Annotated in this window: 15 protein-coding genes; 3 read left to right on the top strand and 12 right to left on the bottom strand. The window is 65.8% G+C overall.

Annotated features, from left to right (window positions below):
• Window positions 1–303 precede the first annotated feature (303 nt).
• The 7 genes from HG421_RS16910 to HG421_RS16880 form a co-directional block, all read right to left on the bottom strand.
• Complete coding sequence (locus HG421_RS16910; protein WP_169707368.1) at window positions 304–1,674, bottom strand: leucyl aminopeptidase family protein; 1,371 nt, start codon at window positions 1,672–1,674, stop codon at window positions 304–306.
• Window positions 1,675–1,714: 40 nt separating this feature from the next.
• On the bottom strand, window positions 1,715–2,452 hold the full coding sequence (locus tag HG421_RS16905; RefSeq protein ID WP_169707367.1) for an HAD family hydrolase: 738 nt from the start codon (window positions 2,450–2,452) through the stop codon (window positions 1,715–1,717).
• 129 nt (window positions 2,453–2,581) lie between these two features.
• Window positions 2,582–3,688 carry an AI-2E family transporter gene (locus HG421_RS16900; RefSeq protein WP_169707366.1) on the bottom strand — a complete coding sequence of 369 codons (1,107 nt, stop codon included), beginning with the start codon at window positions 3,686–3,688 and terminating at the stop codon, window positions 2,582–2,584.
• Between the two features lie 231 nt (window positions 3,689–3,919).
• A complete protein-coding gene (locus HG421_RS16895) occupies window positions 3,920–4,303 on the bottom strand; it encodes a hypothetical protein (protein ID WP_169707365.1) in 384 nt (127 codons plus the stop codon).
• A complete protein-coding gene (locus HG421_RS16890; RefSeq protein WP_169707364.1) occupies window positions 4,300–4,785 on the bottom strand; it encodes a phage holin family protein in 486 nt (161 codons plus the stop codon). The genes HG421_RS16895 and HG421_RS16890 overlap by 4 nt, the downstream gene beginning before the upstream one ends.
• Before the next feature lie 3 nt (window positions 4,786–4,788).
• On the bottom strand, window positions 4,789–5,151 hold the full coding sequence (locus HG421_RS16885) for a hypothetical protein (protein WP_169707363.1): 363 nt from the start codon (window positions 5,149–5,151) through the stop codon (window positions 4,789–4,791).
• 116 nt (window positions 5,152–5,267) lie between these two features.
• Window positions 5,268–6,704 (bottom strand): Do family serine endopeptidase, encoded by a 1,437-nt coding sequence (locus tag HG421_RS16880; RefSeq protein WP_169707362.1) that lies wholly within the window; start codon window positions 6,702–6,704, stop codon window positions 5,268–5,270.
• 242 nt (window positions 6,705–6,946) lie between these two features.
• Between HG421_RS16880 and HG421_RS16875 the strand changes: the two genes are divergently transcribed.
• Window positions 6,947–7,753: a histidine biosynthesis protein HisIE gene (locus HG421_RS16875; protein ID WP_169707361.1), complete on the top strand. Its 807-nt coding sequence runs from the start codon at window positions 6,947–6,949 to the stop codon at window positions 7,751–7,753.
• Here the strand turns inward: HG421_RS16875 and HG421_RS21545 are convergent.
• The 5 genes from HG421_RS21545 to HG421_RS16850 form a co-directional block, all read right to left on the bottom strand.
• Complete coding sequence (locus HG421_RS21545; protein ID WP_343204218.1) at window positions 7,743–8,411, bottom strand: hypothetical protein; 669 nt, start codon at window positions 8,409–8,411, stop codon at window positions 7,743–7,745. The genes HG421_RS16875 and HG421_RS21545 overlap by 11 nt on opposite strands.
• 101 nt (window positions 8,412–8,512) lie before the next feature.
• On the bottom strand, window positions 8,513–9,400 hold the full coding sequence (locus tag HG421_RS16865; RefSeq protein ID WP_169707360.1) for a TIGR01777 family oxidoreductase: 888 nt from the start codon (window positions 9,398–9,400) through the stop codon (window positions 8,513–8,515).
• A gap of 204 nt (window positions 9,401–9,604) precedes the next feature.
• Window positions 9,605–10,198, bottom strand: coding sequence for a DUF4142 domain-containing protein (locus HG421_RS16860; RefSeq protein WP_169707359.1), 594 nt, complete (start codon window positions 10,196–10,198; stop codon window positions 9,605–9,607).
• 76 nt (window positions 10,199–10,274) lie between these two features.
• Window positions 10,275–10,541: a hypothetical protein gene (locus tag HG421_RS16855; protein ID WP_169707358.1), complete on the bottom strand. Its 267-nt coding sequence runs from the start codon at window positions 10,539–10,541 to the stop codon at window positions 10,275–10,277.
• A 44-nt stretch (window positions 10,542–10,585) separates the two neighbouring features.
• Window positions 10,586–10,867: a hypothetical protein gene (locus HG421_RS16850; protein ID WP_003486531.1), complete on the bottom strand. Its 282-nt coding sequence runs from the start codon at window positions 10,865–10,867 to the stop codon at window positions 10,586–10,588.
• A gap of 642 nt (window positions 10,868–11,509) precedes the next feature.
• On the opposite strand from HG421_RS16850, the gene HG421_RS16845 reads away from it, so the two are divergent.
• Window positions 11,510–12,616, top strand: coding sequence for a DUF3182 family protein (locus HG421_RS16845; RefSeq protein WP_169707357.1), 1,107 nt, complete (start codon window positions 11,510–11,512; stop codon window positions 12,614–12,616).
• Entirely contained in the window at window positions 12,616–13,482 is an 867-nt protein-coding gene (locus HG421_RS16840; protein WP_169707356.1) for an alpha/beta hydrolase family protein, read from the top strand. The genes HG421_RS16845 and HG421_RS16840 overlap by 1 nt, the downstream gene beginning before the upstream one ends.
• Window positions 13,483–13,676: the final 194 nt, after the last annotated feature.

Raw genomic sequence — 13,676 nt, 5'->3', positions numbered from 1 at the left:
CTCCACCGGAACCGGGCGCGCGCATCGGCTCGTACCTGCGCCCGGGGATGTCCGGATACCCTGCATCCCAGGGATGTCCGTACCTACGTGGCTGGGGTTTGCTGCGGCAGCACGATGGTGTACTCGGGAACGCTAGCCACTCCAATCTGGTCCTTGCGCATTGATTTTCTGCCCAGGACTGCATCGACTGGAACGAGCGTCACCATGGTGCGCCGGTCGTTCGTATTCCACCCGTATGCGACAAACGACTTGTCTGCTCGGACGGATACGGCGAGCGGATGCATCGCTTCCAACGTGGACCGCTCAGCCGCCGTAGCGCTGCTGCAGCATCGCAAACGCCGAGCGCAGCGCCAGCGCTTCGCCACCGGCGGGGCGGCCCGGGCGGTCGCTGTCGTTCCAGGCGTAGACGTCCAGATGCGCCCATGGCTGGCCTGGTGCCACGAAGCGCTCCAGATACAGTGCCGCGGTCACCGCGCCGGCCATGCGCGAGCCGGCATTGGCCATGTCGGCCACATGGCTGTTGAGATAGCGCAGGTACGGCCGCCACAACGGCATGCGCCAGACCGGGTCGCGGGTTTGCTCGCCGGCGCTGATCCAGGCCTGCGCCAGCGCATCGTCGTTGGCGAACAACGCCGGCAGATCCGGGCCCAGCGCGATGCGCGCCGCGCCGGTGAGCGTGGCGAAATCCAGGATCAGATCGGGCTTTTGCTCGGTGGCGTAGCTCAGTGCATCGCACAGCACCAGACGGCCTTCGGCATCGGTGTTGTCCACTTCCACGGTGACGCCGGCGCGGGTGGTGAGCACCTCGCCGGGGCGAAAGGCATTCGGGCCTACGGCGTTTTCCACTGCGGCAATCAGCAAGGTGAGCCGAACCGGCAATTGCTGCGCCATCACCAGCCCGGCCAGCGCCAGCGCATGGGCGGCGCCGCCCATATCCTTTTTCATGTTGCGCATGCCATCGGCGGGCTTGAGGTCCAGCCCGCCGGTGTCGAAGCACACACCCTTGCCGACCAGCACCAGGTGCGGATGCGCGGCATCGCCCCACTGCAGCTGGATCAGCCGCGGCGCGCGATGCGAGGCGCGGCCCACGGCGTGGATGGTGGGGAAGTTCTGCGCCAGCAGCGCATCGCCAACGATCGCCTCCACCTGCGCGCCGTGGGCCTGCGCCACTGCACGGGTGGCCGCTTCCAGCTGCTCCGGGCCCATGTCTTCGGTGGGCGTGTTGACCCAGTCGCGCACGCGGATGCAGGCCTCGATCAGCGCGCGCGTCGGTGCGGACGGCGTGGCCGCCAGTTCGGCCGGTGCGCGCGGCACGTTGCGGTAGCGCGCAAAGCGGTAGGCGCCCAGCCCCCAGCCCAGGTGCAGCAGCGCCTGCTCGGCGTCATCCAGCGGGGTCGCCATGGTCCAGCGGCTGGCCGGCGGCAACGCCATCGGCGCATGCGCATAGGCGTAGGCATCGGCGCGGTCGCCGATCCCGATGACCGCCCCTGCCAGACCCTGGTCGTCCGGCAACAGCAGGACGCTGCCAGGCGCAGCATCGAAACGCTGTGCCTGCGCCCACGCCAGCACCCGCGTGGGCTGCCCGGCGCACCAGTGCGCGAAGCCTTCGCGGTCGAGCACGTGCAGCGGCAGCGCGGCGGCGGTGGGATCGGTGAAACCGGTGAGGTGCGACATGGACATCCTTCAATGGCGGCGTGCGCCAGATGGGGGCGGCTCAGGCGGGAAGGCAGATGCCATCGCGCGCGGCGCCGGGGTGCGGTTGCTGGGCATCCAGCCAATCGGCCAGCCCGGTGAGGCTGTCGAATTCCAGGTCCGGCTGCTGGGTCGGGTGCGACCACTGCGCGCCATCGCGGTTGATCCAGCACGCGCGCAGACCGGCGTCCAGCGCGCCGAGCACATCCATGCGCTCGTGGTCGCCCACATGCAGCACCTGTGCAGGCGGTACCTCCAGGCGTGCGCAGGCGGCCAGGAAGATGCTGGCCTCCGGCTTGGCGCTGCCGTGTTCGCGCGAACCCAGCTGGAAGGCGAAGTGGTGCATCAGCCCGATACGCTGCAGGTCGGCATTGCCGTTGCTGAGCGCGGCGACCGGCACGTGCCGGGCCATGCGTGCCAGCGCATCGAGCGCATCCGGGTAGCACTCCACCTGGTTGCGTGCGGCATAGAACACCTCGTAGGCCGGCTCCACCAGCGCCAGATCGCCGCCGCTTTCGCGCAAGGCCATTTCCAGCGTCAACCGGCGCAGCGCGCTCAGGTCGTGATGCAACTGCGGGTTGTCGGCGAAGCTGCGCTCGCGCAGCGCGCGCATGGCCTCGACCGGAAAGCGCTCGGCGGTGACCGGACTGTGCTCGCGCATCCAGTCGTACACCACCTGGTCGATGCGCGCACCGATCGGTGCGAAAGGCCACAACGTATCGTCGAGGTCGAGGGTGATGGCGCGGACGAGAAAGCTCATCGCGCGATTTTACGGCCGTTGCGCGGGAATGGGGAATCGGGAGTGGGGAATGGGTAGAGCAGCGCAGCTGCGGGCAGCATCACCGCTCTTGCGATTCCCGATTCCCGATTCCCAAATCCCGATTCCCGGCTACTCAAGCAGCCGCGCCCAGCGCTGCATGCCCTCGACCCGGCTCAGCACCATCTTGATGCAGACCAGCAGGGGCACTGCCAGCAGCAGGCCGACCATGCCCCACAGCCAGCCGAACAGCATCAGCGCCAGGATCAGCATCAGCGGCGAGATCGCCATGCGGCGGCCCAGCACGATGGGGGTGACGACCTGGCCTTCGATGGTGTGCAGCGCCAGGTACAGGATGGCCGGCAGCAGCGAAGACAACGTGGTGCGGAATTCCACAAAGCCCATCAGCAGCATCAGCATCACGCCGATCAGTGGGCCGACGTAGGGCGCGAAATTCAGGAGCGCCACCACCGTGCCCCACAGCAGGGCCTCGGGCAAGGGGATCTGCAGGACATACAAGATGCCTGCAAAGATCAGACCGACCAGAGTGTTGATCACGCTGATGGTGAGCACATAACGCGACACCTCGCGCTCGATGTCCAGCATGATCTCGGTCGTGAAGCGTTGCTGTTGCCGATTGGGCAACAGGGCGATCGCATGCCGTTGCAGGCTTTCGCCGTAGACCATGAAGAAGAAGGTCAGCAGCACCACCGCAAGCACCGAGGCAGCCAGCTTGGGCGTGCGCACCAGGGCTTTGTACGGGTCGTCCATCTGCGTGCGCACGATCTGCACGCCGCGCTGGCCTTCGCCACCGGCGGCGCGTGCGAAATTTTCTGCGGCCTGGTTGGCCTGCATCACCGGCTTGGTGAAATCGCGCACGTCACGGGCAATCTGACGCATCTGTCGCGGCGCCTGCTGCACCCATTCGGCCGCCGGACCGGCCAGCTGCGCGGCCAGCGCGGCCGTGCCCGCCAGGCCCAGGCACAGCACCATCAACGCGCCGAGAAACCGCGGAACGTACAGCTTGCGCAGTCCGCGCAGGATGGGGTTGCCGATCAGCGCGAAGAACGCTGCCAGCATGATCGGCAGGATGATGGTCTGCGCCGCCCACAGCGTGTAGCCCACAGCCAGCGTGGCCAGCACGACCAGTGAGGCAGGCGCGCGCGGACGCGGTGCCGGAGGCGGCGGAAGCGACTCTGCCGGTGCGGCAGGATCCAGCGATTCGACGGAGACAGACATGCGCGCCCTGGCAGCAGACTGGCGTGCTGCCAGCGGTGGGCCATTATCGGCACAACGCGTCAACAGCGCGCACAGAGCCTGTGCGCGTGATGTCACCAGACGAAAGGAAACCTGGCGGCCTCGGCCGCAGTAGCACGGCCAGGCCGGTGTCGGATTGAATTACGTATCCAAGGGCAGGCCAAAACCGAACGCCGGGCCGCACGGTCTGCCGAAACACATGCCAGCGCAGCGTCAGGCTGCCTGGTCCTCCGGAACCTGCACCACCGTCACCGGCGGATCGGCAGCAACTTCTTCGGCATTGTCGGCGGCGCGTTCGGCCTGTTCGGAGGCTTCCTGGGCGCGGTGCGCGGTGAATAGCGCAGAGATCGTGCTGATCATCTGCAGGATCTTGGGAATGCCGCCCAGTTTGCTGGCGATGCTGCCCAATGCTGCCTGTGGCTCGTTACGGCCGGTGACAAAGCCCAGCCCGAAGCCAACCAGTACGATCCGCACCGGCGACCAGCCGGCACGCCAAGCCGTACGCAACGTGCCCCAGTGCAGGCGCGCTTCCTGCGCGCGGCCTTCCACCAGGAATTCGGCGCGTTCAACGCGCTGACGCAAGGTACCGAACTTCATGGGTGTCCTCCACTGGCAGGTGCTGTCGAAGGCTCGTCGTCGCTGCTGTCATCGAAGATGCCCAGCTTGACCAGCTGACGGCGCGTTGCATTCATGCCGGTGTGATCGAAGTAGAAGAACACCCGCCATGCCGCGATGGCCGTGACCAGCAGACTCGCCAACGCGGTGAAGAACATCGCCTGGAACCATGACAGGCCGGCACGCTGCAGCAGGGCAATGATGGCGCCGGCCAGCAACAACCAGGACGAGGCACCGAAGACCACGGCAACGCAGGCCCAGGCCAGGCCACGCCCAAACGCGCTGCGTGCCAGCTGTAGATCCGCCGACACCAGCCGACGCAATGCGCGGCTGGTGTCCTTGGCCGAGCCCAGCGTGGCGCGACCGGCAGCACCGACCGCACGCACGCTTTCATCCAGTCCCGGTGTGTCAGGGCGCGCGTGTGGCGCGCCGGAATCGCCCGCTGTAGAGGCCTGATCGCTCACGACTTAGTTGTCGTTGCCGCGTGCCAGCTTGGCGATGACCCAGCCAGCGGCGAAGGCCACGCCGAAGGCAGCCAGCGGGCGCTCGCGGATCAGATCGGTGGCGCTGTCGAGCAGGTCGTTGCCCTTGGCAACCAGCACATCCATCTGTTCCTTGGCGGCTGCACCGCCGAATTCGGCAGCGGCCATGCCGGCCAGTGCGGAGTCGGAGAGTTCGGCCTTGACGTTGGCACGACCGAGCTTGAGCTCATCGCCCGCCGCACTGGTCGCACCCTTGACGGCTTCGCCTGCAGCGTTGGCGGCCGACTTGAGGTGGGTGCCGGCTTCGCTCAGGTTGTCCTTCAGCTGTTCGGTATTGGTGGGGCTCATGCGATATCTCCTTCGGTCATTGAGGGCAGCCGCCACTCACGTGCGGTCGTGCGGTAGCAATAGCACCGGGGGGGTGTAGGAGGCGTTAGTGGAGGCGGGGTGGAATGCACATCGCGTCAACGCATGAGCGCGTCGTATTGCGCGTTGCCACGCAAAATGCGCACCACCAGCTGCTGTGGCTTGCGCTGGAAATTGGCACGCCAGCTGGCGAGGTCGGCGAACTCGCCCACGCTGCTGGCCACGATGACATCGCCAGAGACCAGGCCGTTGGCTGCGGCGCGTCCACCGCGTTTGACCTCGCTGACCATCACCCCGGTGATGCCGGACTGCCGCAGCGATTCGGGCAGGTCCACGAAGGTGGCCCCGCTCAGGCGCGGGTCCAGCATGTCGCCGGTCACTGCGCGATCCTGTTCCTTCAAGGTGGTCTTGAGCTTGAGCGGCTTGCCGTCGCGACGGATATCCAGCGTCACCGCACTGCCCACCGCCTGCAGACCTTCGTAATTGTGCAAGGCTTCGGCGCTGTCCACGCGCTGGTCGTTGGCGCCCACCACCACATCGCCTGGCTGCACGCCGGCAGCGGCAGCGGCCGAGCCCGGCAACACGCGCGTTACCAGCGCGCCACGCAGCGAATCCACGCCCAGCCCACGCACCATGTCCTGGGTGAGGTTCTGGGTTTCCAGGCCCAGGGTGCCACGCACCACCACGCCCTTGGTCACCAATTGCTCGACCACGTTACGCGCCAGGTTGGAGGGAATCGCCAGGCCCAGCCCGATATTGCCGGCCATGCTGCCCTGCGGATTGAAGCTGGCGGTATTGATGCCCACCAGCTGGCCCTGCAGATTCACCAGCGCACCGCCGGAATTGCCCGGATTGATCGAAGCGTCGGTCTGGATGAAGTTCTGGTAGCCCAGCCCGCGAATCCCGCTACGCCCAACGGCCGACACGATGCCGGAGGTGACGGTCTGGGTGAACCCGAACGGGTTGCCGATCGCCACCACAAAATCGCCCACGCGCAGCGCATTGCTGTCGGCCAGCTTGATGTCGGTGAGCTTGTCGGCCTTGATGCGGATCAACGCGATATCGGTGTCGGCATCGGAGCCGATGAAGTCGGCCTTGACGGTACGGCCGTCGCCCAGCGTCACCTGCACGTCGTCGGCGTTTTCGATCACGTGGTGGTTGGTCAGCACGTAGCCCTTCTGCGCATCGATGATCACCCCCGACCCCAGCGACTCGTTGATGCGGTCCTGCGGTATCTGCGGGAACAGTCGGCGCAGGATGGGATCGTCGAAGAACGGGTTGCGGACCCGCACCACCTGCTTGGTGTTGACGCTGACCACCGCCGGCATCGCCTGTTGCAGCATCGGCGCCAGCGAGGGCACCGGCTGGCCGGCGACCGCCGCGGGCAAGGCGGCGGACGTCGGCAGGCTAAAGGGCACAGTGCCGGCTGGCGTGGCCTCGGCGCGGTTGTCCAGCCAGGCATTGATGCCGGTCGCAGCGAAGCCGCCAAACGCGGCGGCCAGGGAAAGCGTCAGCAAGGTGGGAAGCGGTCGCATGGAACGGATTCCGGGTTACGCGGTGGGAAAGGAATAGGGCGTGTGACTGCGTAAATCAAGCTGAACGAGAGTGCCAGCCGGCAATTTAACTGCTGGTGAAAGCACTCTGCATCGCCGGTTGCCCTCGCGTTGACAGTCCGTGTGGCCCGGCGTAGCGTCCGCTTCATCCGATGCCTGTTCAGCATGTGCATGCTCGCGCGCATCGCCCGCGTGTCCCGCATTGATGCCCTTAAGGAGGGTCTATGAGCAATGGCAATGGTGTGACGGCAACCCTGTCCGATGCCGTCGAGAGCGTAAAGAGCAGCGCAACCAAACTGACCGACACCCTCGTCAGCACCACCAGCGATGCGGTCAGCAGTGCGCAGGACGCGGCCGGTACCGCGGTGGAAGAGGTCAAGACGCGGGTCGCCAAGGCACGCAAGGCGGTGGTCACGGCCGAGCAGCGCGTGGCCGAGAAGGCCGGCGAAGCGGCCGGCGCCGTCAAGCGCCGCGTGGTCAGCACCAAGCGCTCGTTGAGCGCGACCAAGGACGCTGCCAAGGACAAGCTGGTGGCCACCAAGGATGCAGCCAAGCAGAAGCTTGTCTCGACCAAGAACGCCGCCAAGCAGAAGCTGAGCAGCACCAGTGCCGCGGCCAAGAAGAAGATTGCCACCACCAAGGCCGCTACCAGGCAGAAGCTGGAGACCGCCAAGGCCAACGCCAAGGCCGAAGCCGCTGCACTGACGGCCAAGACCGCAGCCAAGAAAGCTGCGCGCAAGACTGCCGTGGCGACGGTGGGTGCGCGCACGGCGGCCAAGAAGGCGGCTGCCACATCCGCAGCGGCGAAAAAGTCGGCGGCCAAGAGCCTGGCCAAGAAGGCGCCGGCAGCCAAGCAGACTGCCACCAGGCAGGCTGCGGTCAAGAAAGCACCGCTGAAGAAGACGGCGACCAAGACGGCCTTGAAGAAGGCGGCCAAGGTGACCAAGGCCCCGGCCACGCGTGCAGTGGCCAAGACCACCGCCGCCCGCAAGGCCGTGGGCAAGAAAGCCGCCAAGCGCGTCACGCGCTGAGGCGTCGCGCCATCGGGCGTGTCGCAGGCGGCATCTCCAAAAAAGCCGGCGCTGTTCGTACAGCGCCGGCTTTTTTATGGGCGAGGGTGGTGGGTGACCATGTGGCGGACTGACATTTCCGTAGAGCGCGTTGCTCGGGTAAAGCCGTTACTTCACTACCAGCGAATTTCTTTCCGCGGCAAGCGTTGAAGGGAGGGCAACGCGCGGAGCTTGCCGTTGTGCCGATGACGCAGTGCGCAGGGCGCCCCCGCATCCGCCCCTGCGGGGCACCTTCTCCCCCATAAAGCAGGGCAATGTCCCGGCGGGAGAAGGGAGGCGGCCTCCGGGTAGCCTGATCTGCAATCTGCAATCTGCAATCTGCAATCTGCAATCCCCAATCCCCAATCCCCAATCCCCAATCCCCAATCCCCAAACAAAGAGGCATAGACGTAACGAAACAGCGGTGGAAAGCATCGACAACAGAAGGGAGAAAAGCAGGATTCGAGCATTCGCCGGCCAGGCCGATGTGCAGCAGTACCGCGGTGTAGCGGTGATCCACCGGCGCGGTCTTGGCTGCGCTGGCAGTGTCGACGTGGTCGATGCTCCAGCGTTGCTGGCGTACACCCGCGCAGATGGCGTTGGCCAGCATGGTGGCGTCTTCGACCAGGAGCAGATGCATAGAGATTCCGCCGGGCACTGGGAGTCCGAGATCCGCGCGGTTGTCGGAGATGGTCGTCAGGCAACTATCGAGTGCACAGCGCACGCCCTGGTGCCAGCGGCTCAGCGTTTCAGGATGGCGCGCAGGGCAGCGTCCAGCTGCGTGTACTGGAAGCCGAACCCGGCATCGAGCGCGCGCTGCGGCAGCACCCGCTGGCTGACCAGCAGCAGCTCTGCCATTTCGCCAAAACCCAGCCGCAGCAGCCCGGCCGGCAGCGCCAGCAGTGCCGGGCGATGCAGTACCGTGGCCAGCGTGCGGGCGAACTGTGCATTGGTGACCGGCTCGGGTGCGGTGGCGTTGTAGGCGCCAGACTGCCCGTGCTGCAGCAACCAGACCAGCAGCGCGACCATGTCGGCGCGGTGGATCCAGCTCATCCAGTGCCTGCCATCGCCGAACGGCCCGCCACCGCCGAAACGAAATGCCGGCAGCATGCGCGCCAGTGCGCCGCCATCGCGGTCCAGCACGATGCCGGTACGTACCACGCTCACCCGGGGACCGAGCGCGCCGATACGAGTGGCTTCGGCTTCCCAGTCGCGGCACAGCAGCGCTGAAAAGTCATCGCCGGCACTATCGGTCTCGGTCAGTGCGGTGTCGCCACGTTCGCCGTAATAGCCCACCGCCGAGCCCGAGATGAGGACCGAGGGACGCTGCTCGGGCGATTGCCGTGCGATCCAGTCGTGCAGCTGGCGGGTGATGCCAAGCCGCGAGTCGCCGAAGCGCTGCTTGCGTGAGGCGGTCCAGCGCCCGGCGGCCAGCGGTTCGCCCGCCAGGTTGATGACCGCCTCGGCCTGCACCACGTCCAGCGTCTCCACCGCGGCGACGCCGGGCAGGACGCGGCCGGCACGGCGCGGATCGCGGGTCAGCACACTGACCTGGTGGCCGGCATGCAGCAACGCCGGGCACAGGGCCTGGCCGATGAAGCCGGTGCCGCCGGTGATGAGCAAACGCATGGGAGGCTCCTGGGCCGGGTCGAACGGGCACCATAGGCTAGCGCCGGCCGCAGCGGAGTGAAGCTGCGTGGCCGACAGGCCTACGCTGCACTGGGCCCTGGTCGATGCAGGGCCGTGCCGGTGCGCATCGCCGGGCACATCGGTGTACCGAAACGCAAACGCGCCGGACTGGCCGGCGCGCTGCAGACTGCCTGGGTGCGGCGCTTAGCGCGACGACGACACGGCGTGGGCGCGTTCGAAGTGGGCCGACACCACACGGCGGGTCTCTTCCAGGTGCTGCTTGACCGGCGCGCTCTCGGCGGCGGGCAGAAGCTCCGCATCGAGGATCTTGATGGTGTCGCCATGGTCGCTGACCATGGTGCGCATGAAGGCGTTACGGTAGGCATCCTTGCCGTCGGGCAGGGTCAGCGTCTTGGACAGGGCGTCCACTGCAGCCTTGCCCTTGGCACGCATCGCCTCGGCACGCGGGCTGTCCTTGGCACCCAGCGCCTTGGTCTTTTCGAGGTTGGATTCATGGTCGTGCAGCATCTGTTCGGCGAACTGGGCAGTGGCGCCGCCCAGATCCTGCCCGACAGCCTGCTTGGCCAGGGCAATCTCGTTTTCGTCGATCGCAGCCAGCACGCCCAGCGCCCCGCCGTCGCCCTTTGCCAGTTCGGTCGCGCCACTGCCACTGACTGGCGCGGCGGTCGGTTCCGGCGATACCGCCGGTGCGGTGCGCGAGGTGTCGCCACCGGGACGATAGCAGGCGGTAAGGGCCAGCATGGCCAGCAACGAAGCAGCAACGAGAGTGGATTTCATGGATGTCCTGAGGTAGGTCGGCGCAGCCGATGGTGAAATGCAAAGGAGCCGCGATGCGGCTCCGGTGATGCGTCGGTCAGGCCCACTGCGGCTGGGCGAGTGGAGTAATCCCCATGGGTCTGATCGGTGTGCGAACCGCGTCTTGCGCACTGCGGCACAGGCGCGCCATGCGCGCGGTGCGTTCGCGGATGGTGGCGTGCTCGCTGGCAGGCGCACTGCCCAGCAGGCTGGCGACATGGAAGCCAAGGATCTCCTCCGCGCGGTCGCCCTGGTCGCTGATGATGTGCGGCACCAGCCGCTCCAGTCGTTCCAGCTCCTGCTGCACTTGATACGGGGTTTTCATGACGATCTCCAATGAATAACAGGTGGTGCGTACTACATGCGGACTCAACTATTGCGTGCGCCAAGGCGCTGCCAGCAGTCGGTCGCCAACTGTTCGTAGTTGGATTGCGTGCTGGACGAAATGAAATGGTGCTCGAGGCGGTCGCGGAACAGACGTAGCCGTTCCTGGTCACTCGAACGCGGCGCCTGCAGATAGATATCGCAGGCCATCTTCACCACCGGGGACAATTCGCTGAACTTGCCTGCACCCAGGTTGCCCTGCGCGTGCCTCGCCTGCCAATGCGCGATTTCGGCCTGTACATCGATGACGGATGGGTCTCTGCTCATAATTGCGTGCGTTCCGGCGTAAACAAACTTGACCTGCAGGGTAACGACGCGTATGTCAACGAATGATCATCGAACGCAACTGTTATGGGCATCCACGCTTAATTGGTCAGTTTGCTTCCGTGCGTCTACACGCGATGCATGCACGTACGCACCAGGCGCAAACGCAGTTCCACTCGATGGTCAAGCAAGTGCACGGCTCAGCGCGCACACCGCAATGATGACGGAGCCGGCACGTGTTCAGTCGCTATCACGCAGGCTACTGCGCACACACCTATTCACTCTGAATGCCGATGCAGCGCGGCATTTTACGGAAGATTCTGAACCGCTCCACGCTTGTGTAACGTCTGATCCTTAAGGTGTGCAGCCACGATATGGAGAGAGCGCACAGGATGCAGGACAGCGAAAGCAGTGGTCGGAAGCCGCATCACGCCAGCGGTACACCAGAAGCACGTGTTTGGTGGCATGCGTTGTTGGAACTTCGCGGGGGACGGGTCGCCATCAGTCTGATCGTCGTGGCCTTGATCGTGTTCGGCCTCTATCTGGCCTTGAAATAGCGATCCAGACCGACTCGACCATCGCTGGTGCGCTCGCGTCGCACTGTTGCCAACGCCGACATGCGGCCTTGCCGCCAGGGGAGAGGTGATGGCAGATCAGCGCTATGAGCAGGTACTGGGGCACACCACGCGCGATGTGGATGCGCGGGGGCACGAACGTGCCACGCATGCCTGGGTGTGCAGTGAGATCGCGCGTTTGCTGGGCGTACCCAATGCGGGCTTGGCAGGCGATACGCCGCCGGAACAGCGCAACGGGCCCCGCACGCTGCATGTACCCGACGATACCCTGACCACCGAGCAGGCACGCGCGCTGGGCGTGCGTGAAGTCGACGGACTGCTGGGCGGCATCGTGCCGCATGCGTTCGTGGCCACCAAGGTGATTGGCCACCCGTTGGTCAACGCAGCCGCCGCACGCGTTGCCGGTTGGGACCAGGCACTGGCCGATGCGCTGGTTCCGGCCACCTTGGCAGGCTACACGGTGTTCTCGCAGGCCGACGCGGTGCAGGCGCTGGCACACCTGCTGCCAGATGGCGGTGTCCGCCTGAAACTGCCTACCGGCGTGGGCGGCAGCGGGCAATGGCGGATCGCCGACACTGCGCAGTTGTTGCAGGTGCTGGGTACCTTGCCCGGTGCGTATCTGCAGACCCACGGTGCAGTGCTGGAGCGCAATATCCTGCAGCCGCTGACGCACAGCGTGGGCGAACTCTGCGTGGCCGGCATCCAGATCGCCTACCACGGCACCCAATGCAGCGTAAGTAACGCCGAGGGCGATGAGGTGTATGGTGGATCGTCGCTGCATGTGCATCGCGGATCGCTGGAAGCGCTGCTGTCCACGCCGCTGACACCCCTGCACCGGCGCGTGGTGGAGCAGGCATGCCGCTACGACCGCCTGGTCGCCGCCGCGTATCCTGGGCTGCACATCTCACGCCGCAACTATGATGTGGTGAGTGGTGCAGATGCGCATGCCGGGCAGGTCTGCGGTGTGCTGGAGCAATCCTGGCGGATTGGCGGTGCGACACCGGCCGAGCTGGCGGCAATTGCCAGGTTTCAGCAGCACCCTGCGCTGCACTGGGTTCACGCGTCCACGCACGAAATCTACGAAGGCCAACCGCCGGCCGATGCACAAGTGTATTACCGTGCAATGCGGCCCGGCCCCGGGCCGCGCTTCAAATATCGGAGGATAGTCGCCGACTGATGGAAGCCAAACTTTCCAGTATCGACATTGCTGTCGATCAAGACGCATTGAGTGGCACCTTGCTGACGCCGACCGGGATTCCGGCGGTATTGTTCGTGCACGGGTGGGGTGGCAGCCAACACCACAACCTGGTGCGCGCACGTGAGGCGGTCGGCCTGGGGTGTATCTGCCTCACCTTCGATCTGCGCGGCCACGAAGGCCATGCGTCGATGCGGCAGACGGTGACGCGTGCGCAGAACCTGCAGGACATCCTTGCCGCCTACGATCAATTGGCGGGTCTGCCGTACGTGGATCCGCAGTCGATCGCGGTGGTCGGCCTGAGCTATGGCGGCTACCTCTCCGCCTTGCTGACGCGCGAACGACCGGTGGAATGGCTGGCGTTGCGCTCGCCTGCGCTCTACAAGGATGCGCAATGGGACCAGCCCAAGGTGAGCCTCAATGCCGATCCGGAGTTGATGGCCTACCGACAGCGTGTGCTGACGCCTGGCGATAACATCGCCCTGGCGGCCTGCGCGGCGTACACCGGCGACGTGTTGCTGGTGGAAGCGCAGGACGATGTCATCGTGCCGCACCCGGTGTTGCGCAACTATGCCAACGCGTTTACCAACGCGCGCTCGCTGACATCGCGGGTAATCGCTGGTGCCGACCATGCACTCAGTGCCAAGGAACATCAGCAGCAGTACACCCGCGCCTTGATCGATTGGTTGACCGAGATGGTGGTGGGGCGCCGCATTGCGCTGGCCAAGGAAGTGGTGGCAGCACGCAAGCAGATGCTGCAGCAGCAGGACAAGACAACGGCCTCATCGGGACCGGATGCGCTCGCATTTCGAGGCGATATCCGCGCAGTGGAAGCATCGCCCGACTGAATCTGTAAGTGCGTATTGCGGCCTGGCCGATCTTTCGTGCAAGCCAATCTGGCTGACGACGACTCTTGAGCGATCGACCCGCACACAGGCGACGCATCCGATCGCGTTGGGGGCGGCTACGCCTACGTCGCCCTGCGTAGCGCGACGTGCCGCTGTACATGCATGGTGGTCAGGCTCTTTCACGTCCACGCTGC

The organism is Xanthomonas campestris pv. badrii (genome assembly GCF_012848175.1).
GTDB lineage: Bacteria > Pseudomonadota > Gammaproteobacteria > Xanthomonadales > Xanthomonadaceae > Xanthomonas > Xanthomonas campestris_C.
Note: the sequence above shows the minus strand (reverse complement) of the source record. Positions and strands in the feature narration are given on the sequence as shown.

Coding starts and splice junctions, on each gene's coding strand:
- HG421_RS16900 (WP_169707366.1), bottom strand. CDS start 3,688: ATGTCTGTCTCCGTCGAATCGCTGGATCCTGCCGCACCGGCAGAGTCG.
- HG421_RS16855 (WP_169707358.1), bottom strand. CDS start 10,541: ATGAAAACCCCGTATCAAGTGCAGCAGGAGCTGGAACGACTGGAGCGG.
- HG421_RS16885 (WP_169707363.1), bottom strand. CDS start 5,151: ATGAGCCCCACCAATACCGAACAGCTGAAGGACAACCTGAGCGAAGCC.
- HG421_RS16840 (WP_169707356.1), top strand. CDS start 12,616: ATGGAAGCCAAACTTTCCAGTATCGACATTGCTGTCGATCAAGACGCA.
- HG421_RS16865 (WP_169707360.1), bottom strand. CDS start 9,400: ATGCGTTTGCTCATCACCGGCGGCACCGGCTTCATCGGCCAGGCCCTG.
- HG421_RS16905 (WP_169707367.1), bottom strand. CDS start 2,452: ATGAGCTTTCTCGTCCGCGCCATCACCCTCGACCTCGACGATACGTTG.
- HG421_RS16895 (WP_169707365.1), bottom strand. CDS start 4,303: ATGAAGTTCGGTACCTTGCGTCAGCGCGTTGAACGCGCCGAATTCCTG.
- HG421_RS16845 (WP_169707357.1), top strand. CDS start 11,510: ATGGCAGATCAGCGCTATGAGCAGGTACTGGGGCACACCACGCGCGAT.
- HG421_RS16910 (WP_169707368.1), bottom strand. CDS start 1,674: ATGTCGCACCTCACCGGTTTCACCGATCCCACCGCCGCCGCGCTGCCG.
- HG421_RS21545 (WP_343204218.1), bottom strand. CDS start 8,411: ATGCATCTGCTCCTGGTCGAAGACGCCACCATGCTGGCCAACGCCATC.
- HG421_RS16850 (WP_003486531.1), bottom strand. CDS start 10,867: ATGAGCAGAGACCCATCCGTCATCGATGTACAGGCCGAAATCGCGCAT.
- HG421_RS16860 (WP_169707359.1), bottom strand. CDS start 10,198: ATGAAATCCACTCTCGTTGCTGCTTCGTTGCTGGCCATGCTGGCCCTT.
- HG421_RS16875 (WP_169707361.1), top strand. CDS start 6,947: ATGAGCAATGGCAATGGTGTGACGGCAACCCTGTCCGATGCCGTCGAG.
- HG421_RS16880 (WP_169707362.1), bottom strand. CDS start 6,704: ATGCGACCGCTTCCCACCTTGCTGACGCTTTCCCTGGCCGCCGCGTTT.